At 66.4% G+C, this 19821-nt stretch carries 16 protein-coding genes and 1 tRNA gene; all 17 read right to left on the reverse strand.

Going from position 1 to position 19821, the window contains the following annotated elements:
* Positions 1-51: 51 nt before the first annotated feature.
* The 17 genes from DX912_RS01345 to nuoH all read right to left on the reverse strand — a co-directional run bounded on the left by DX912_RS01345 (position 52) and on the right by nuoH (position 19818).
* Positions 52-924, reverse strand: a complete 873-nt coding sequence (locus DX912_RS01345) for an RNA polymerase sigma-70 factor (RefSeq protein ID WP_425477874.1) — start codon at positions 922-924, stop codon at positions 52-54.
* Between the two features lie 65 nt (positions 925-989).
* A complete protein-coding gene (locus DX912_RS01350; protein ID WP_115840655.1) occupies positions 990-2066 on the reverse strand; it encodes a DUF5671 domain-containing protein in 1077 nt (358 codons plus the stop codon).
* Positions 2067-2231: 165 nt separating this feature from the next.
* Positions 2232-4340, reverse strand: a complete 2109-nt coding sequence (pnp, locus tag DX912_RS01355; RefSeq protein ID WP_115840656.1) for a polyribonucleotide nucleotidyltransferase — start codon at positions 4338-4340, stop codon at positions 2232-2234.
* Positions 4341-4573: 233 nt separating this feature from the next.
* Positions 4574-4834: a 30S ribosomal protein S15 gene (rpsO, locus tag DX912_RS01360; protein WP_115840657.1), complete on the reverse strand. Its 261-nt coding sequence runs from the start codon at positions 4832-4834 to the stop codon at positions 4574-4576.
* A gap of 212 nt (positions 4835-5046) precedes the next feature.
* The gene (gene truB, locus DX912_RS01365; RefSeq protein ID WP_115840658.1) at positions 5047-6000 is read right to left on the reverse strand and encodes a tRNA pseudouridine(55) synthase TruB; all 954 of its coding nucleotides are present in this window, start codon (positions 5998-6000) and stop codon (positions 5047-5049) included.
* Between the two features lie 191 nt (positions 6001-6191).
* A complete protein-coding gene (rbfA, locus tag DX912_RS01370) occupies positions 6192-6578 on the reverse strand; it encodes a 30S ribosome-binding factor RbfA (protein WP_115840659.1) in 387 nt (128 codons plus the stop codon).
* Positions 6579-6640: 62 nt separating this feature from the next.
* Positions 6641-9253, reverse strand: coding sequence for a translation initiation factor IF-2 (gene infB / locus DX912_RS01375; RefSeq protein ID WP_115840660.1), 2613 nt, complete (start codon positions 9251-9253; stop codon positions 6641-6643).
* An 89-nt stretch (positions 9254-9342) separates the two neighbouring features.
* Complete coding sequence (gene nusA / locus DX912_RS01380) at positions 9343-10830, reverse strand: transcription termination factor NusA (RefSeq protein WP_115840661.1); 1488 nt, start codon at positions 10828-10830, stop codon at positions 9343-9345.
* Positions 10831-10888: 58 nt separating this feature from the next.
* On the reverse strand, positions 10889-11464 hold the full coding sequence (gene rimP / locus DX912_RS01385) for a ribosome maturation factor RimP (protein WP_115840662.1): 576 nt from the start codon (positions 11462-11464) through the stop codon (positions 10889-10891).
* A gap of 308 nt (positions 11465-11772) precedes the next feature.
* Positions 11773-11849, reverse strand: a tRNA-Met gene (locus tag DX912_RS01390).
* A 78-nt stretch (positions 11850-11927) separates the two neighbouring features.
* Complete coding sequence (gene nuoN, locus DX912_RS01395; protein WP_233433436.1) at positions 11928-13376, reverse strand: NADH-quinone oxidoreductase subunit NuoN; 1449 nt, start codon at positions 13374-13376, stop codon at positions 11928-11930.
* A gap of 17 nt (positions 13377-13393) precedes the next feature.
* Positions 13394-14890: an NADH-quinone oxidoreductase subunit M gene (locus tag DX912_RS01400; RefSeq protein WP_181902683.1), complete on the reverse strand. Its 1497-nt coding sequence runs from the start codon at positions 14888-14890 to the stop codon at positions 13394-13396.
* 51 nt (positions 14891-14941) lie between these two features.
* Positions 14942-17143 carry an NADH-quinone oxidoreductase subunit L gene (nuoL, locus tag DX912_RS01405; protein ID WP_115840664.1) on the reverse strand — a complete coding sequence of 734 codons (2202 nt, stop codon included), beginning with the start codon at positions 17141-17143 and terminating at the stop codon, positions 14942-14944.
* 158 nt (positions 17144-17301) lie between these two features.
* On the reverse strand, positions 17302-17604 hold the full coding sequence (gene nuoK, locus DX912_RS01410) for an NADH-quinone oxidoreductase subunit NuoK (RefSeq protein ID WP_115841016.1): 303 nt from the start codon (positions 17602-17604) through the stop codon (positions 17302-17304).
* Between the two features lie 20 nt (positions 17605-17624).
* Positions 17625-18257, reverse strand: a complete 633-nt coding sequence (locus DX912_RS01415; protein WP_115841017.1) for an NADH-quinone oxidoreductase subunit J — start codon at positions 18255-18257, stop codon at positions 17625-17627.
* A 13-nt stretch (positions 18258-18270) separates the two neighbouring features.
* Complete coding sequence (nuoI, locus tag DX912_RS01420) at positions 18271-18759, reverse strand: NADH-quinone oxidoreductase subunit NuoI (RefSeq protein ID WP_115840665.1); 489 nt, start codon at positions 18757-18759, stop codon at positions 18271-18273.
* A gap of 9 nt (positions 18760-18768) precedes the next feature.
* Positions 18769-19818, reverse strand: a complete 1050-nt coding sequence (gene nuoH / locus DX912_RS01425; protein ID WP_115840666.1) for an NADH-quinone oxidoreductase subunit NuoH — start codon at positions 19816-19818, stop codon at positions 18769-18771.
* Between the last annotated feature and the right edge of the window lie 3 nt (positions 19819-19821).

Raw genomic sequence — 19821 nt, forward strand, 5'->3', positions numbered from 1 at the left:
ACAGCTCCGCGGAACCTCTCCCGTTCCCGGGAGAGGTTCGCTCGCGCGATCTCAGGCCATCAGGCCGCGCAGCTTGTCGGGATTGAGCACCGACAACACCTGCACGATGCGGCCGTTCTCGTCGATGCCGATCGTGCTGATCGAATGCAGCTTTCCTTCGTGGAAGCGCAACAGCGCGGGCTCGCCGTTGACGTGGCCGATGCGGACTTCCTTTGCACCAGTCGTGCGGCGCGCAACGGCCCAGTAGAGGTCGGCGATGCGCCGTGCGCCTTCCAGTGGACGGATCACCGCCGTGACCTTGCCGCCGCCGTCGGAGATGAGGCGTGCATCGGCCGCCAGCAACGCCATGATCGAATCGCGATCGCCGCGCTGCATCGCGTGCATGAAGCGCTCCAGCAGGCGACGGTGCGTGTCGGGCTCGACGGCGAATCGCGGGCGATCGCGCTGCACGCGTGTGCGGGCGCGGCTCACCATCTGGCGGCAGTTGGCTTCGGTATGGCCCAGCAGTTCGGCGATCTGCGCGTAGTCGTAATCGAAGACGTCCTTCAGCAGGAACGCAGCACGCTCTTCGGGCCCGAGCTTTTCCAGCACCGCGAGGAACGCCAGCGACACCTGCCCCGCCACGTCCGCCTGCTGCTCGGGGCCGGGCGAATCGTCGACGGTCAGCGGCTCCGGCAGCCACGGGCCTGGATACACCTCGCGCTCGTTGCGCGCCAGGCGCAGGCGATCGATGCCAAGGCGCGTGGTGGTGGTCACCAGCCAGCCTTCCAGGTCGCGGATCGTCGCGCGATCGGCCTGGTGCCAGCGCAACCAGGCGTCCTGCACGACCTCCTCGGCGTCGCTGCGACTTCCGAGCAATCGATAGGCCAGCGCCATCAGGCGCGGACGATGGGTTTCGAAATCGCTGTTCACTGCGGTGCACATGGGAAGGTCTCGAACGGTGCCTGCTCCCAGGACGGGCGGGCAGGCAGGTTCGTGACACTTCGGGTTCAGTCGTCCTTCTGTTCGGGAACGGTGAGCACGAAGCAGTGGCGGCCACGTGGATGGCGCCACTGGCGTTCCGCGTACACGGCGGCGTCCGCGATGGCGGCGCTGTCGGTCACGAAGGTCGCGCACAGCTGGTATCGACGCGCATTGACGACCTGGTAGTCGTACGGCTGCGCATCGAACGGGTCCGCCAGGTTCACCCGCGCGCCGGGCTGCTGCGACAGCTCGAACAGCGTCGAGGGCAGCTCGCCCGTCCTGCGGGTCCAGCCCTCGATTTCCGCTTTCAGCGCGGTGAGGTCCTCGATGCGCCGCTGGTCCTGCCGCGCCTGGCGGGCTTCCATCGGCGTGCGCATCACGAAGAACGCCGCCACCAGCGCCGCCAGCACCGCGACGCCCGCGCCGATCAACCAGCCCCGTCCCGACCACATGCGGCCGGGGCCGGCGCCTTCCTCGCGTCGCAGGTCCTGCAGGTAGTAGCCGAAGACGCCCCCGGCGAGCACGCCGACCACGACCACCTTCAGCACGAAACGCGTCGTCAGCTCGCCGCCGAGCAGGTTGAACACGAGCGTGGTGAGGTCGCCGATGAGCACCGCCGCGGCGACGAACAGGGTCAGATAGGTGAGCCAGCGCCGCACCGGCGACAGGCGCTTGATCGGATCGCGCGCGACGTCGCGTGCGACGAACCACGACACGAACGCGAACACCGGAAACGCGATGATCAGCGCCGCGCACGACCAGCGAAGCGAGCTGTCGAAGCTGCGCCACGCGTAGTTCGGGTCGGCCGCGTCGGGCCAGGCGATGTTGATCAGGTCGAACAGCAGGCTGCCCAGATGCCAGGTCGCGAAGTACAGCGACGCGAACATCACCAGGTACAGGAACGCCTCGCGCGCCGACAGCGACGCACGCGGTCGCGGAACAGGCACGGCGAAGGGCACGTCGGCATATGCATCGATGACGCCGCGCGTCTGTTCGTCGCGCCACCCTGCGTCGGACAGCGCCTTTGCGATCGATGCCTTCGACTCCCCACGCAACAGCGCTTCGTGGACGAAACGCTCCAGTTCCTGCGATCCCGACGCCATGCGGTTCCCTCCCGTTGGATGCGGGCAGCCTAGCAGGCGTCGATCCGCATCCGGAATCGCAAGCCCGGCACCGTGCCGCACCACGAAAGCCGCGCAAAGAAAAAGCGGGCCGAAGCCCGCTTTTTCGTACGTCCGGCGAAATCGCCGAAGGATCGAACGCCCGGCTTACTCGGCCGGCACGCCCTCGCCTTCCTCGACGGCCTTCATCGACAGGCGGATGCGGCCCTGCTTGTCGACTTCCAGCACCTTCACCTTGACCGTGTCGCCTTCCTTCAGCTTGTCGGAGACCTTCTCCACGCGCTCGCTCGAGATCTGCGAGACGTGCACCAGGCCGTCCTTGCCCGGCAGGATCGTCACGAACGCACCGAAGTCCATGATCTTGGCGACCTTGCCTTCGTAGATGCGGCCCGGCTCGACGTCGGAGGTGATCTGCTCGATGCGCGCCTTGGCGGCCTGCGCAGCGGCGGCATTCACCGACGCGATGACGATGGTGCCGTCGTCCTGGATGTCGATCTGCGTGCCGGTTTCCTTGGTGATCGCCTGGATGGTCGAACCGCCCTTGCCGATCACTTCGCGGATCTTGTCCGGGTGGATCTTCATCGTCAGCAGGCGCGGCGCGTACTCGCTCAGCTCGCTGCGCGGCGCGGTGATGGCCTTGGCCATCTCGCCGAGGATGTGCAGGCGGCCTTCCTTCGCCTGGGCGAGGGCGACCTTCATGATCTCTTCGGTGATGCCCTGGATCTTGATGTCCATCTGCAGGGCGCTGATGCCTTCCTGCGAACCGGCCACCTTGAAGTCCATGTCGCCCAGGTGGTCTTCGTCACCCAGGATGTCCGACAGCACGACGAAGCGATCGTCTTCCTTCACCAGGCCCATCGCGATGCCCGCGACCGGCGACTTCACCGGCACGCCGGCGTCCATCAGCGCGAGCGAGGAACCGCAGACCGAGGCCATCGACGAGGAACCGTTCGATTCGGTGATTTCCGACACGACGCGGATCGTGTACGGGAACTCTTCCAGCGTCGGCATCGTGGCGAGCACACCGCGCTTGGCGAGGCGACCGTGGCCGATCTCGCGACGCTTCGGCGCGCCGAAGCGGCCGGTCTCGCCCACCGAGTACGGCGGGAAGTTGTAATGGAACAGGAAGTTTTCCTTGTACTCGCCCGACACGGCATCGATGATCTGGCCGTCGCGCGCGGTGCCCAGCGTGGTGACCACGATGGCCTGCGTCTCGCCGCGGGTGAACAGCGCCGAGCCGTGGGTACGCGGCAGCACGCCGGTCTTGCATTCGATCGGACGCACGGTGGTGAGGTCGCGACCGTCGATGCGGATCTTGGTGTCGAGCACCGAGTCGCGCATGGTGCGGTATTCGAGATCGCCGAATTCCTTGGCGTATTCGCCAGCCGTCCAGCCCGAAGCTTCGGCGCGGCCGGAGAGCTGTTCCCAGGTGTCCTTGCGGATGGCAGAGATGGCGTCGCGGCGCTCGGCCTTGTTGCGGATCTGGTAGGCCTGCTTCAGCGAAGCGCCGGCCGATTCGACGATGGCAGCGATCAGCGCGTCGTTCTTCGCCGGGGCAACCCAGGTCGACGGCTTGGTGCCGGCTTCCACGGTCAGCTCGTTGATGGCGTTGATGACCTTCTGCATCTCGCGGTGACCGAACATCACCGCGCCGAGCATCACGTCTTCCGACAGCATCTTCGCTTCGGATTCGACCATCAGCACGGCGTTGGACGTACCCGCGACGACCAGCTCAAGGTCCGAGTCGGCCAGCTGCGTGGCGGTCGGGTTGAGGATGTACTGGCCGTTCTTGTAACCGACCTTCGCGGCACCGATCGGGCCCTGGAACGGCGTGCCGGCCAGCGCCAGCGCGGCCGAGGCGCCGATCAGCGCCGGAATGTCGCCGTCGATTTCCGGATTCAGCGACATCACCGTCGCGATGATCTGGACTTCGTTCTTGTATTCCTCGGGGAACAGCGGGCGGATCGGGCGGTCGATGAGACGCGAGATCAGCGTTTCCTTCTCGGTCGGCCGGCCTTCGCGCTTGAAGAAGCCACCCGGGATGCGGCCACCGGCGTAGAACTTCTCCTGGTAGTCCACCGTGAGCGGGAAGAAGTCCTGCCCTTCGCGCGCGCTCTTGGCGGCGACGGCAGACACCAGCACGACGGTGTCGTCCATCTTGACGATGACGGCGCCGCTAGCCTGGCGAGCGATTTCGCCGGTCTCCAGCGTCACCTGGTGATCGCCGTACTGGAAGGTCTTGGTGATTTTTGCCACGTTGGGTTCCTATCGTTTCTGATGCGTTCCGGTCGAGGCCCCTGCCCCGCTCCGGTCGACCGCCCTGGGCGGTGCGTGTTCGGATGTGGTGTCGCGTGGATGCGCCGGGCGCGTCCGGGTGGTGCGCGGTGGAGGCCGTGTGCGCGTTGCGCGGGTCCACCGGTACTGCGATGAGGCGAGTGCACCTCAAAAACGAACCGCGGCGCATCGCTGCGCCGCGGTCGGTAGTGCGTTTAGCGGCGCAGACCGAGTTTCTCGATCAGGGCCTTGTAGCGCTCGTTGTCCTTGCGCTTGAGGTAGTCGAGCAGGCTGCGGCGACGGTTGACCATCTGCAGCAGGCCGCGACGGCTGTGGTGGTCCTGCTTGTGGACCTTGAAGTGGCCGGTCAGCTGCTCGATGCGAGCGGTGAGCAGGGCGACCTGGACTTCCGGCGAGCCGGTGTCGTTGGCGCCGCGCTTGTTGTCTTCGATGATCTTGCTGGTGTCGATGGACATCGGGTTGTTGCCTCGTAGATGCGTGGCCTGCAGAAAGCGAATCGACCGGAATGAACCGCGCCGACGCACCGCCTGGCCCGCCGTTTGCTGGTGGAATGTTGCGAAGGGGTACTGCTTAGGTGCTTGAAAAGCGGCGAAATTGTAACAGCAGCCCTACGCGAATGCGACCGCCGTGATGCGGGAAGATCGGATGCGCGAATGCCGAAGCCCGTTCATATGGCGGACGAGGCCGCCTGTTCAGCCCCGCTCTGGGCTGCCCAGCGGAACAGCCGCTGCGGGGCCAGGCGCGAGCCCGTCCGCTGGCCGAGGCCCAGGCAGCGGCCTTCCGGACCAAAGATGGCGACCAGTCCGTCGGCCGCCGGCGCGCAATCCGCGCCCTGCCCCTGCCCGAGCCGGCGCGCCGCGGTGGCGTCGACATCGACCCGCGGGAACTGCGACAGCCCAGCCTCGATCGGCAGCAGCAAGTCCTCGATCGCCGCTTCGCCGTCGGATTCGCGCATCGCACGCAGGGCGTCGAGCGTGACCATGCGGGGGGCACGGAACGGATCGACCCAGAGCCGGCGGAGCGTGGCGACATGGGCGCCGCATCCGAGCGCCTCGCCAAGGTCTCGGACCAGGCTGCGCACGTAGGTGCCCGAGCCGCATTCGACGTGAAGGCGCAGGCGCGCCCCGTCGCGCTCGATCAGCTCGAAGCGATGCACGACGACGTCGCGCTCCGGCGCCTCGATGGCTTCGCCACGACGGGCCTTGGCATAGAGCGGCTCGCCGCCCTGCTTCAGCGCCGAATAGATCGGGGCGCGCTGGCGGATCGGGCCGCGCAGCGGGGCCAGTGCGGCTTCGATGGCGGCATCGTCCAACGCCGGCACGGGGCGTTCGAGCAGCGGCGCGCCGTCGGCGTCATCGCTGTCGGTCGTGAGACCCAGCACCGCCGTGGTTTCGTAGGCCTTGGCCGAACCGAGCAGAAGCCCGGCGATCTTCGTCGCCTCGCCGAAACACAGCGGCAATAGTCCGGTCGCCAGCGGATCCAGGCTGCCCGTGTGGCCGCCCTTCTCGGCGCGGAACAGGTGGCGCGCCTGCTGCAGGGCCTGGTTGGAGCTCAGCCCCTGCGGCTTGTCGAGCAGCAGGATGCCGTCGAGCGGGCGGAAGCGCGTCTTGGCTTTCGTCATGGATCGTCCGCAGAAGGTCCGCAGGTCGCAGCGGGATCGAGTTCGTCCGCCGAAAGGCGGGACGAGGCCCAGGCTCCCGTGGCGAATCCTGCGTGGATCCCCGGGGTCAGGGCAACAAGTCGATGAATCGGATGGAAGTCGGGCTGACGAACGGCAAAACCTGCGTCAGCAGGCGCACGTGGCGGACTTACTTACTTGTCCGCGTCGCCCGTGTCGTCACCGGCGTCTTCGGACACGGCCGGGTTGTCGCGCAACAGGTTGCCGATGCGCTCGCCACGATCGACCGAATCGTCGTAGTGGAAATGCAGCTCCGGCACGTGGCGCATCTTCACCGCGCGGCCGAGCTGGTAGCGGATCTGCGGAGCCAGTTCCTTCAGCGCCTTCACGGCCTCCCGCGAACGCTCCTGCTGCAACGCGGTGACGAACACCTTGGCATGCGCGAGGTCACGCGTGACTTCCACGTCGGAGACGCTGACGGACGGCAGGCCGTGCTCGCGCACGGCTTCGTGCACCAGCGTGCCCAGTTCGCGACGGAGCTGGGCGGAAACGCGATCGGTGCGGTGGAACGTTTTAGGCATAAATCCAATTGCTGATTGGGTGGAACGAGAAACGGGCGGGGATGAACCCGCCCGTTCCTGTCTTACAGCGTGCGCTGGACTTCGATGCGCTCGAAGCACTCGATCTGGTCGCCCGGCTTGACGTCGTTGTACGCCTTCACGCCGATACCGCATTCGGTGCCGTTGCGGACTTCGTCGACGTTTTCCTTGAAGCGACGCAGCGACTCCAGTTCGCCTTCGAAGATGACCGCGTTGTCGCGCAGCACGCGGATCGGCTTGTTCCGCTTGACCACGCCCTCCACGACCATGCAGCCGGCCACGGCGCCGAACTTCGAGCTGCGGAAGACATCGCGAACCTCGGCGGTGCCGATGATTTCTTCGCGGATCTCCACGCCCAGGATGCCCGAGGCCACCTGCTTCACCTGGTCGATCACGTCATAGATGATCGAGAAGTAGCGCAGGTCCAGGCCGTTGGCTTCGATCACCTTGCGGGCCGAAGCGTCGGCACGCACGTTGAAGCCGATGATCGTGGCCTTCGCGGTGAGCGCGGCGTTGGCGTCCGACTCGGTGATGCCGCCCACGCCCGAGCTGATGACGTTGATGCGGATCTGGTCGTTGGACAGCGCGACCAGTGCCTGGCGCAGCGCCTCGACGGAACCCTGCACGTCGGCCTTGACGACAAGGTTGAGGCTCAGCTGGCCCTCGCCCTTACCCATCTGGGCCATGATGTCTTCCATGCGGTTGCCCGCGGCGGCGACCAGGCGCGACTCACGGCGCTTGGCGTCGCGCTGCTGCGCCACATCCTTGGCCAGGCGCTCGTCGTCGACGACCACGAAGTCGTCGCCGGCGTCGGGCACGCCCGACAGGCCCAGCACCTGCACCGGGATCGACGGGCCGGCCTTCTCGACCTGCTTGCCGTTCTCGTCGAACAGGGCGCGCACGCGGCCGTACTGCACGCCGCACACGAGGTAGTCGCCCTTCCTGAGCTCGCCCTGCTGCACCAGTACGGTGGCGACCGGACCGCGACCCTTGTCGAGCGCGGATTCGATCACCGTACCGTTGGCGCGGCCGGTCGGCATGGCCTGGAGGTCGAGCACTTCGGCCTGGAGACTGATGGCGTCGAGCAGATCGTCCACGCCGAGGCCGGTCTTGGCCGACAGCTCCACCATCTGCGTGTCGCCGCCGAAGTCCTCGGCGACCACGTCTTCGGCGAGCAGGTCGTTCTTGACGCGGCTCGGGTCGGCGTCGGACTTGTCGATCTTGTTGATCGCCACGATCAACGGCACGCCGGCCGCCTTCGCGTGCTGGATGGCTTCGCGCGTCTGCGGCATCACGCCGTCGTCGGCGGCCACGACCAGCACCACGATGTCGGTCAGCTTGGCGCCGCGGGCGCGCATCGAGGTGAACGCGGCGTGGCCCGGGGTGTCGAGGAAGCTGATGACGCCCTTGTCGGTTTCCACGTGGTACGCGCCGATGTGCTGGGTGATGCCGCCGGCTTCGCCGGAGGCCACCTTCGTGCGGCGGATGTAGTCCAGCAGCGAGGTCTTGCCGTGGTCGACGTGGCCCATGATGGTGACCACCGGGGGACGCGGGGCCTTCTCGCCCTGCGTTTCCTCGACGTGGGCCAGCAGCGCGTCCTCGGCGGTCGCGGCGTCGGCCTTGACCACGACGTGGCCGAGTTCCTCGGTCACCAGCGCGGCGGTGTCGTGGTCGATCGACTGGTTGATGGTCGCCATGACGCCCATCTTGAACAGCGCCTTCACCACGTCGCCGCCCTTGAGCGCCATCTTCTGCGCCAGGTCGGCGACGGTGATGGTCTCGCCGATCGCCACTTCACGGACGATGGGCGCAGTCGGGCGCATGAAGCCGCTGCCCGAACGGGCCTGCTCGGCGTGACGACGCGTCGGCTTGGACTTGCCGCGCGTGTTGCTCGAACGGCGCGCGCGATCGGTCGCGCTCAGGTGCATCTGGCCGGCGAAACGATTGGTGCGGTCGTCGTCCTCGACGGTCGCGACCATCGCGTGCGAACCGCGCGTCTTGTGCGCCGGGGCGCCGCGGGCGGCTTCGGGCGCACGGGCCGGCGCGGCCGGCTTGGGATGGCCGTGGCCGTGGCCATGACCGCTGGCAGCGGGCTTGCGCACCGGCTCGTCGGCATCGCCGGCGGCGGCGCTGGCATCGGCCAGGCGGGCGCGCTCTTCTTCCTCGGCCTTCTGGCGTGCGGCTTCTTCAGCCTCGCGACGCGCGGCATCGAGCTCGTCGGCGCGACGCTTGTCGTCGGCGGCCAGGCGTTGCTGCTCGGCGAGGTTGCGCTGCTTGGATTCCTCCAGCTTGCGCAGGATGTCGGCGCGCTCGTCGCTCTCGGACATCGGCTGCGAGTCGGTCGGCTTCACCAGCGTGACCTTCTTGCGCACCACGACGTCGACGGTCGTCTTGTTCTTGCCACCGCCGACGGTGATTTCCTGCTTCCGGCTGCGGTTGAGCGTGATCTTCTTCGCCGCGTCGCCCGGCTCGGCCTTGTCCTCGGCCTTGCCATGGGCACGCTTGAGGAAGCCGAGCAGCTTGACTTTCTCGATGCTGGTGACGACCTGGTCGGGGCCGCTGAAGGTCATGCCGGCCTCGGCCAGCTGCTCCAGCAACTTCTCGACCGGCGTGTTCACCAGTTCGGCCAGCTTGCGGATGGTGGTTTGCTGCGACATTCGGATTCGGTGTCCTCGTGGCGCGGGACGGGTCCCGCGCGTGTTGGCGTCATTCTAGCCCGGGGGTGCCAGGCGAGCCGACGCGGTATTCATTCGAACCAGTGCTTCCGCGCTTCCATGATCAGCGCGGCGGCACGGGCCTCGTCGATGCCTTCGACATCGGTCAGCTCGTCGGTGGCCATGTCGGCCAGGTCGTCGCGGGTGACCACGCCACGGGCGGCCAGCGCGTAGGCGGTGGCCTCGTCCATGCCGTCCAGCTCGAGCAGGTCGGCCGCCGGCTGGTGCTCGTCCAGCTCTTCCTCGGCCGCCAGGGCCTCGTTGAGCAGGGCGTCGCGGGCGCGCGAGCGCAGTTCCTCGACGATGTCCTCGTCGAAGCCCTCGACCGCCAGCAGCTCGCCGACCGGCACGTAGGCGATTTCCTCGACCGTGCTGAAGCCTTCGGACACCAGGATGCCGGCGATTTCCTCGTCGACTTCCAGCTTGTCCTGGAACAGCTGGCGGGCCGAGGCCTGTTCGGCCTCCGACTTCGCCGTGACCTGGTCCTGCGTCATCACGTTCAGCTGCCAACCCGACAGGCGGCTGGCCAGGCGCACGTTCTGGCCGCCCTTGCCGATCGCCTGCGCCAGGCGGTCTTCCGCCACGGCCAGGTCCATCGAGTGCTTCTCTTCGTCGACGATGATCGACTGCACTTCGGCCGGCGCCATCGCGTTGATGACGAACTGGGCGGGGTTGTCCGACCACAGCACGATGTCCACGCGCTCGCCGTTGAGCTCGTTGCTCACGGCCTGCACGCGCGAACCGCGCATGCCGATGCAGGCACCGATGGGGTCGGTGCGGTTGTCGTGCGCGACCACGGCGATCTTGGCGCGGTCGCCCGGATCGCGGGCGCAGGCCTTGATCGACACCAGGCCCTGGCCGACTTCCGGCACCTCGAGCTTGAACAGCTCCATCATGAATTCCGGCGCCGCGCGGCTGATGAACAGCTGCGGGCCGCGGGGCTCGCTGCGCACGTCAAACAGGTAGCCGCGCACGCGGTCGCCGGTACGCAGCACGTCGCGCGGGATGCCCTTGTCCTTCGGGATGATCGCCTCGGCGTTGCCGCCGAGGTCGACGTAGATGTTGCCGCGCTCCACGCGCTTGACCACGCCGGTGACCAGCTCGCCCACGCGATCCTTCCACGCGTCCACGACCTGCTGGCGCTCGGCTTCGCGCACGCGCTGGACGATGACCTGCTTGGCGGCCTGGGCGGCGATGCGGCCGAATTCCGGGTTTTCGATCTGCTCTTCGATGTAGTCGCCGACTTCCACGCCCTCGACTTCGTCGATGGCGTCCATCAGGCGTACCTGGCGGTCCGGCGATTCCATGACGACGTCGTCGGCCACGACTTCCATGCGGCGGAAGGTCTCGTAGCTGCCGTCCTTCTGGTCGATGGTGACGCGTACCAGCACGTCCTCGTCGTGGTAGCGCTTCTTCGCGGCCGAGGCCAACGCGGCCTCGATGGCCTCGAAGATGACCTCGCGGGGCACGCCCTTCTCGTTGGCGACTGCATCCACGACCAGCAACAGTTCCTTGCTCATCTCTCTGACTCCGCACGGTCGGCGACTCGCGCCGCCGGCTTTGATGGTGATTTGGTGATTACTTCTTCGCCTTCGAAGCGCCGCCCTTGGGCGCGCCCTTCGCCGGCTTGTCCTTGCCCGGCTTGACCGGGGCCATTCCCAGCGCCGCCCAGTCCGGGACCAGGCGCGCCTTGTCGATATTTCCGAATGCGGTGACGAACTCGTTGCCGTCCACGTCGAACACCACGTCGTTGCCCTGCACCCGCACGATGCGGCCCTGAAGGCGGCGGCGGCCGTCCTGCGGCAGCTTCAGGCCGACCTTGGCGGTCTCGCCCGCGAAGCGCGCGTAGTGCGCCAGCGTGAACAGCGGACGGTCGATGCCCGGGGAGGACACTTCCAGCGTGTACATGCCGCTGATCGGATCCTCGACGTCGAGCTGCGCGGAAACCTCGCGGCTGACCGCTTCGCAATCCTCGATGGTCACCGAACGCGGCTGCCCGTCCTCACCCACGGCCTCATCGGCCGGCACGTCGATGTACAGGCGCAGCACGGCGCTGCCGGGAGACGGCAGGTACTCCGCACCCAGCAGCTCGACGCCCAGCGACGCGACGGTCGGGGCGAGCAGGTTGGCGATTTCGACAGCTTTATCGGCCACGCGAACTGACTCCCATGAAACCGGCACCGTGTTGACGCCGCGGTGCCTCGATGCAATGCAATACCCAGCAAAACGCCTCTGCGCACACGTTCTTCCGAAGCACGCATTCCAAAGCAGTTACTTCCGGATCGCGAGCCCACAAGCGCGAAAACGACAAAGGGCCCTTGCGGGCCCCTTGTCCGTACAGCTGGATTTCGGTGTGGTCGCGTGAGCAGTGCGCGACCACCAAGCCCGAGCCTTTGGCTTAGGAAGGTCCGGATTCCGGACCTTCCGCCGGCGTGAGTCCTGAAGACTACGCCTGCCGAAGCTGGTAGCGGGGGCAGGATTTGAACCTGCGACCTTCGGGTTATGAGCCCGACGAGCTGCCAGACTGCTCCACCCCGCATCAGGCCGACCATCATAACGGCCGACTAAAACATGCGCAACCCCGATTCATGAATCAAATCGGATTTGCGCGAAAAAACTATCCCGCGAACGCCCGCTGGCACCACGCCATGATCGGATTCCACGCGAGGCCCAGCGCGAGCAGCGCCAGTGCGTTCACGCCGAAGGTGATGCGCAGGGGGCGATTGTCGGTGGCTTCGATGCCCTGCCCTTCCGGCTCGTCGAAGTACATCGCCTTGATCACGCGCAGGTAGTAGAACGCGCCGACCACGGCGAACACGACGCCGACCAGCGTCAGCCACAGCATGTCGCCCTGCAGCGCGGCGCGCAGCACGGCCAGCTTCGACCAGAAGCCCAGGAACGGCGGCACGCCCGCCAGCGAGGCCATCACGCACAGCACCAGGCCGGCCATCCACGGGTTGCGCGCGTTGAGGCCCTTGTAGTCCTCGATGCGGTCCGCTTCGAAGCCGCGACGCGACAGCACGACGATCGCGCCGAAGGCCGCGGCCGACATGATCGCGTAGCTGATCGCATAGAACAGCGCCGCCGCGAAGCCTTCGCGCCCGCCGCCGGCCAGGCCGATGAAGAGGAAGCCCACGTGCGAGATCGTCGAATAGGCGAGCAGTCGCTTGAAGTTGGTCTGCACCATCGCGCTGAGGTTGCCGATGGCCAGCGACAGCACCGCGAGGATCGCGAGCATCAGGCGCCACTGTTCCTCGAACGCCGGCGCGCCGATCTCGAGCAGGCGGTACGTCATGCCGAACGCGGCCAGCTTCGGCGCGGAGCCGATGAACAGCGTGATCGGCGTCGGCGCACCGTGGTACACGTCCGGCAGCCACATGTGGAACGGCGCGGCGCCGAACTTGAACGCGATGCCGGCGACGATGAACACCACCGCGGTGATCAGCATCAGCGTGTTGCCTTCGGCGATGCGCTGCTGCGTGGCGGTCGCGATCTGGTCCAGCTGCAGCGAACCGGTGGCGCCGTACACCAGCGACAGGCCGTACAACAGCAGGCCGGACGCCAGCGCGCCGAGCACGAAGTACTTGATCGCCGCCTCCGATGCGAGCGGGCTGTCGCGATCCACCGCGACCAGCGCGTAGGAGCACAGGGCCAGCATTTCGAGGCCCAGGTACACCATCACCAGGCTGCCGGACGACACCAGCAGCATCATGCCGGCGATGGCGAACAGCATCAGCACCGACACCTCGCCCTTGTACAGGTCGCGGGCGCGCAGGTACGGCCAGGTGTAGATCATCGACAGGATGCCGACGACGCCGATGGTCACCTTCATCACGTCGGCCGCGGTATCGCGCACGAACATGCCGTTGAGCACCGTGCCGTGGCCGCCCACGCCAGTGGCGACCATGAAGGTGGCCACGGCCAGGACCGCGATGGCGAACAGGTGGCTGACGACGCGGCGGCGCTCGTCGACGAACAGGTCGAGCATCAGCAGAGCGAACGCGCCGAGGATCACCACCAGCTCCGGCAGGAGCGGCAGCAGGTCGGCGGCGGAGCGGACAGGCATGTTCATTCGCTACAACCTCAGAGCTTCGACGCGGCGATCTGGGTCGCCAGGTTCGCGATGGCGGGTTCCATCAGGTCGGTCAGGGGCTTGGGCCACAGGCCCAGGATCAGCACGCCGGCGGCGAACACACCCAGCACGAAGGCTTCGCGTGCATTGATGTCCTCGAGCTCGGCGACATGCGCGTTGCCCACTTCGCCCCACATCGTGCGCTTGACCAGCCACAGCGTGTAGGCCGCGCCGATGATCAGCGTGGTGGCCGCGACGAAGCCGATCAGCGGATGCTGCTGGAAGCTGGCCAGGATCACCATGAACTCGCCGACGAACCCCGAAGTGCCCGGCAGGCCCGAGTTGGCCATCGCGAACAGCACGACGAACGCGGCGAACCACGGCATCACGTTCGCGACGCCGCCGTAATCCTTGATCATGCGGGTGTGCATGCGGTCGTACAGCACGCCGACGCAGGAGAACATCGCGCCCGAGACGAAGCCGTGGCTGATCATCTGCACCATCGCGCCCTGCAGGCCCAGGCGCGCACCGTCGGTGTTGCCGGCCTCGCGCACCAGCGCGAAGGCGATGAACGTGCCGAGCGTGACGAAGCCCATGTGCGAGACGGACGAGTACGCGATCAGCTTCTTCATGTCGTCCTGCGCCAGGGCGACCAGGCCGACGTAGACAACGGCGATCAGGCTCAGCGCGATCACCAGCCACGCCCACTCGGCGCCGGCGTCCGGGACGATCGGCAGCACGAAGCGGATGAAGCCGTAGCCACCGATCTTCAGCATGATCGCGGCCAGGATCACCGAACCAGCGGTCGGCGCTTCCACGTGCGCATCCGGCAACCAGGTGTGCACCGGGAACATCGGCACCTTCACCGCGAAGGCGATGAGGAATCCGAAGAACAGCCACATCTGCTCGGTCGCCGTCAGCGGCAGCGCGTACATGTCGGCCAGCTGCCAGCTGCCGCCCTTCAGGTACAGGTAGATCAGGCCCAGCAGCATGAACAGCGAGCCGAGGAACGTGTACAGGAAGAACTTGATCGACGCATACACGCGACGCGGGCCGCCCCACACGCCGATGATGATGAACATCGGGATGAGCATGCCTTCGAAGAACACGTAGAACAGCATCGCGTCGAGCGCGGCGAACACGCCGACCATCAGGCCTTCGAGGATCAGGAACGCGGCGTAGTACTGCGCCACGCGCTTGTCGATCGAAGTCCACGCGCCAATCATCGCCAGCAGCGTGGTCAGCGTGGTCAGGGCGATCAGCGCGACGGAAATGCCGTCGACGCCAAGGTGGTAGCGGATGTCGTAGGCCGGGATCCAATTACGGTTCTCGACGAACTGCATCGCCGGCGTCGTCATGTCGAAACCGGTGAGCAGCGGAATGCTCGCCAGCAGCGCGAGGAACGCGATGCCGGTGGCGAACCAGCGCGCCGCACCGGCGCGCTCGTTGCCGAAGGCCATCGTGGCCAGGCCGCCGATGATCGGCAGCCAGATCAGGAGGCTGAGCAGGAAGGAAGTGCTCTGCAAGGGCTCGGGGTTCACGTCGGGTCCTTGTCCTAGTTAGTGCCAGTAGCGGATCAGTGCGGCCAGCAGAACAATCAGGCCGATGATCATCGCGAACGCATAGTGGTAGAGATAACCCGACTGGATGCGGCGGGTCAGGTTGGCGACGAGGTCGACGACGCGGGCGCTGCCGTTGACCACCGCACCGTCGATGACGTGCGAGTCGATGGCGCGCGACGCCTTGCCCAGACCCAGGCCGCCGCCGGCGAAGCCGCCGATCCAGAGCTTGTCGAAGCCGTACTTCTCCTCGAGCACGCGCACCGGCCAGGCGAAGATGCGGCGCGCCTTGGCAGGCAGTTCCGGCTTCCACCAGTACATGATGGTCGCGAGCACGAAGCCGGCCAGGGTCAGCCAGAACGCAGGCGCCTTGAAGCCGTGCAGCGCATAGGCGACCGGACCGTGCCAGACCTCCTCGCCCACCTTGGCGACGGTATCGCGCGCGGCGCCCACGTCGATGGCGCCGAGGAAGAACGGCAGCTGCTTGTGATGGCCGAAGACGTCCGTGCCGAACAGCATCGGGCCGACGGTGAAGAAGCCGATCAGCACCGACGGTATCGCCAGCAGGATCAACGGCAGGGTGACCACCCACGGCGACTCGTGCGGCGTGTGCGCGTGGTGGTCGTCATGGCCATGGCTGTCACCGTGCTTCGCGTGCGCCTCGTGCGTGGCGTGCGCGACCGGCGCGTGGTGCGCGTCGTGGCCGTGCTGCTCGGCGAGCTGCGACTCGTGCTCGGTCGAATCCGCTTCCGGCGCGACATAGTGGTCGGGCACCGGATCGTGGAAGCGTTCCTTGCCGTGGAAGGTCAGGTACAGCAGGCGGAAGCTGTAGAACGAGGTGACGAACGCACCCAGCAGCACCGCCCAGTACGCGTACGTCGCAATCCAGTTGTGCGCTTCATGCGCGTGCTCGGCGGCGGCCTCGATGATGGTGTCCTTCGAGTAGAAGCCGCTGAAGAACGGCGTGCCGATCAGCGCCAGCGTGCCGATGAGCATCGTCCAGTACGTGATGGGCATGTACTTCTTCAGGCCGCCCATGCGACGCATGTCCTGCTCGTGGTGCATGCCGATGATGACCGAGCCGGCGCCCAGGAACAGCAGCGCCTTGAAGAAGGCGTGCGTCATCAGGTGGTACACGCCGGCGCTGTACGCCGACACGCCCAGCGCGACGGTCATGTAGCCAAGCTGCGACAGCGTCGAGTACGCGACCACGCGCTTGATGTCGTTCTGCACGATGCCGATCAGGCCCGTCCAGAACGCGGTGGTGGCGCCGATGAAGAGCACGAAGTACAGCGCGGTTTGCGACAGCTCGAACAGCGGCGACATGCGCGCGACCATGAAGATGCCGGCGGTGACCATCGTCGCGGCGTGGATCAGCGCGGAGATCGGCGTCGGGCCTTCCATCGAGTCCGGCAGCCACACGTGCAGCGGCACCTGCGCCGACTTGCCCATCGCACCGATGAACAGGCAGATGCAGATGAAGGTCATCAGCGACCAGCCGCCGACCGGCGCCAGCCAGCTGCCGGCCTCGGCCAGCGCGGGCCACGCGTTCTGCATCTGTGCGGCGGCCAGTGCAGGCTCGCCGGCACGCGCGAACACCGTGCCGTAGTCCAGCGTGTTGAAGGTGTACAGCACGCCGGCGATGCCGAGCAGGAAACCGAAGTCGCCCACGCGGTTGACCAGGAACGCCTTGAGGTTGGCGAACACCGCGGTCGGGCGCTTGAACCAGAAGCCGATCAGCAGGTACGACACCAGGCCCACTGCTTCCCAGCCGAAGAACAGCTGCAGGAAGTTGTTGCTCATCACGAGCATCAACATCGAGAAGGTGAACAGCGAGATGTAGCTGAAGAAACGCTGGTAGCCGTCGTCCTCGGCCATGTAGCCGATGGTGTAGATGTGCACCAGCAGCGAGACGAAGGTGACGACCACCATCATCATCGCGGTGAGCTTGTCGACCATGAAGCCGACGTGCGCTTCGATGCCGCCGACCTGGAACCAGGTATAGACGTTCTCGTTGAACGGCGAGGCGCCCTGCAGCAGCTGCCACAGCGTGTACATCGACAGCGCGCAGCTGACCGCCACGCCGAGGATGGTCACCCAGTGCGCTCCGGCGCGGCCCACTTGGCGGCGGAACAGGCCGGCGACGATCGCGCCGAAAAGTGGCGCGAGGACGATCAGCAGTAGAAGGTTTTTAGATATCACGGCTCATTTCCATTGCGTCGTCGTACTGCACCATTTCTTCTTTGTTCGTCTGCACTGCCGTCCCTCGCGGAACGCTGCAGGCTTCGGGTCGCCCTGCCCGACCATCCATGGCCGGGCGTTCGGCAGGCCGCGCGACAGCGTCGCGCAAGCGGCCTGCCTCACCCCTTCATCGAATCGATTTCGGCCACGTTGATCGTGCGGCGGTTGCGGAACAGCGTCACCAGGATCGCCAGGCCGATGGCGGCTTCCGCCGCGGCCACGGTCAGGATGAAGAACACGAACACCTGGCCTGCCGGATCGCTCAGCTGGCGCGAGAACGCGACGAAATTGATGTTCACCGACAGGAGCATCAGCTCCAGCGACATCAGCAACATGATCACGTTCTTGCGGTTGAGGAAGATGCCCGCAACGCTGATGCAGAACAGCACCGCGCCAAGCGCGAGGTAATGGCCGAGCGCCAGCCCGGCGCCGAAGAATTCGCTCACGGCTTGCCCTCCTCTGCCGGGGTTTCCGCCGGGACGACCGGCTTGACGGCGTCCATCTTCACGACGCGGACGCGGTCTGCGGCGCGCACGCGCGCCTGAGCCGATGGACTCTGGTGGCGCGCACCGACACGACGGCGCAGCGTCAGCGTCACTGCTGCGATCACCGCGACGGTCAGGATGACCGCAGCGACTTCGAACGGCAGCAGGAACTGCGTGAACAGCGCACGCGCCAGCCACTGCGTGTTGCCCGCGGCGGACGGATCGGCCGGGAATCCGGTCGCGACACTGGCCTTGACGCCGATCAGCGTCAGCATTTCCACCAGCATGATCACGGCGACGACCAGACCGAGCGGCAGGTAGCGCACGTAGCCTTCGCGCAGCGGCGCGACGTCGATGTCGAGCATCATCACCACGAACAGCAGCAGCACCATCACCGCGCCGACGTAGACCAGGATGAGCGCGACGCCGAGGAACTCGGCACCAGCGATGATCCAGGTGCAGGCGACGGAGAAGAACGTCAGCACCAGCAGCAGGACCGCGTGCACCGGGTTCTTGACGCTGATGACGCCGACCGCAGCCATCGTGGCGACGGCGGCGAAGACGAGAAAGGCAATCTGGGCGAGATCCATGTTCGTCAGGCCCTCAGCGGAAAGGCGCATCGGCCGCGCGACGCTCGGCGATTTCCGCCTCGAGGCGGTCGCCGATGGCCAGCAGCTGCGGCTTGGTCACGATGTTCTGGCCGCGCCGGTCGAAGTGGTACTCGTGCACGTGCGTCTCCACGATCGAATCGACCGGGCAGGACTCCTCGCAGAAGCCGCAGAAGATGCACTTGAACAGGTCGATGTCGTAGCGCGTGGTGCGGCGGGTGCCGTCCTCGCGCTTGGTCGAATCGATGGTGATCGCCAGCGCCGGGCACACGGCCTCGCACAGCTTGCACGCGATGCAGCGCTCTTCGCCGTTGGGATAGCGACGCAGCGCATGCACGCCGCGGAAGCGCGGCGACTGCGGCGTCTTTTCCATCGGGTACATCAGCGTGTACTTCGGCTTGAACAGGTACTTCGCCGTGAGGGCGAGTCCCTGCGAAAGCTCGATGAGCAGCAGGCTCTTGAAGTAGGAAACGATGCGATTCATGCCTGCCCCTTACACCCCGGGCTCGAAGATTTTGAAGTACGCCATGACCGCGACCACGCAGATCCAGGCGATGGTGATCGGAATGAACACCTTCCAGCCCAGTCGCATGATCTGGTCGTAGCGATAGCGCGGGAACGACGCGCGGAACCAGATGAAGCAGCTGGCGAAGAAGAACACCTTGGCAAGCAGCCACCACCAGCCGTCGACCGACAGCAGCGGGATGCCCCAGCCGTGGAACGGGCTCAGCCAGCCGCCGACGAAGAAGATCGAGGTCAGGAAGCTGATCAGGATCATGTTCGCGTATTCGGCCAGGAAGAACAGCGCGAACGCCGAACCCGAATACTCGACCATGTGGCCGGCCACGATTTCCGACTCGCCTTCCACCACGTCGAACGGCGCGCGGTTGGTTTCGGCCACGCCGGAGATGAAGTAGACGACGAACAGCGGCAGCATCGGCACCCAGAACCACTCCAGGAACCCGGAGTTGCCCGACTGCGCCATCACGATGTCGGTGAGGTTGAGGCTGCCGGCGCCGACCATCACGCCGACCATCGCGAAGCCCATCGCGATTTCGTACGACACCACCTGCGCCGCGGCGCGCATGGCGCCGAGGAACGCGTACTTCGAGTTCGAGGCCCAGCCGGCGAGGATTATGCCGTACACGCCCAGCGAGGTCATCGCGAGCAGGTACAGCAGGCCGGCGTTCGCGTTCGACAGCACGACCTGGTAGTCGAACGGCACCACCGCCCAGGCGGCGAACGCCGGCGCGAGCGCGAGCAGCGGCGCGAGCTTGAACAGGAAATTCTCCGCCCGCGTGGGCTGGATGACTTCCTTGAAGAGCAGCTTGAAGACGTCGGCGAACGCCTGGAGGATGCCCATGCCGACGTACATCGGCCCGTGGCGGACGTGCATCCAGCCGATGAGCTTGCGCTCCCATACCACGTAGAACGCCACGGTGATGATCACCGGCATGGCGATGGCGAGGACCTTCAGCACGATCCAGAGGATCGCGCCGATGTTGCCGAGCGACAGCAGCCAGTCGCGGAACGGATCAAACATTGC

Source organism: Lysobacter soli (assembly GCF_003382285.1).
In the GTDB taxonomy this organism is placed as follows: Bacteria; Pseudomonadota; Gammaproteobacteria; order Xanthomonadales; family Xanthomonadaceae; genus Lysobacter_J; species Lysobacter_J soli.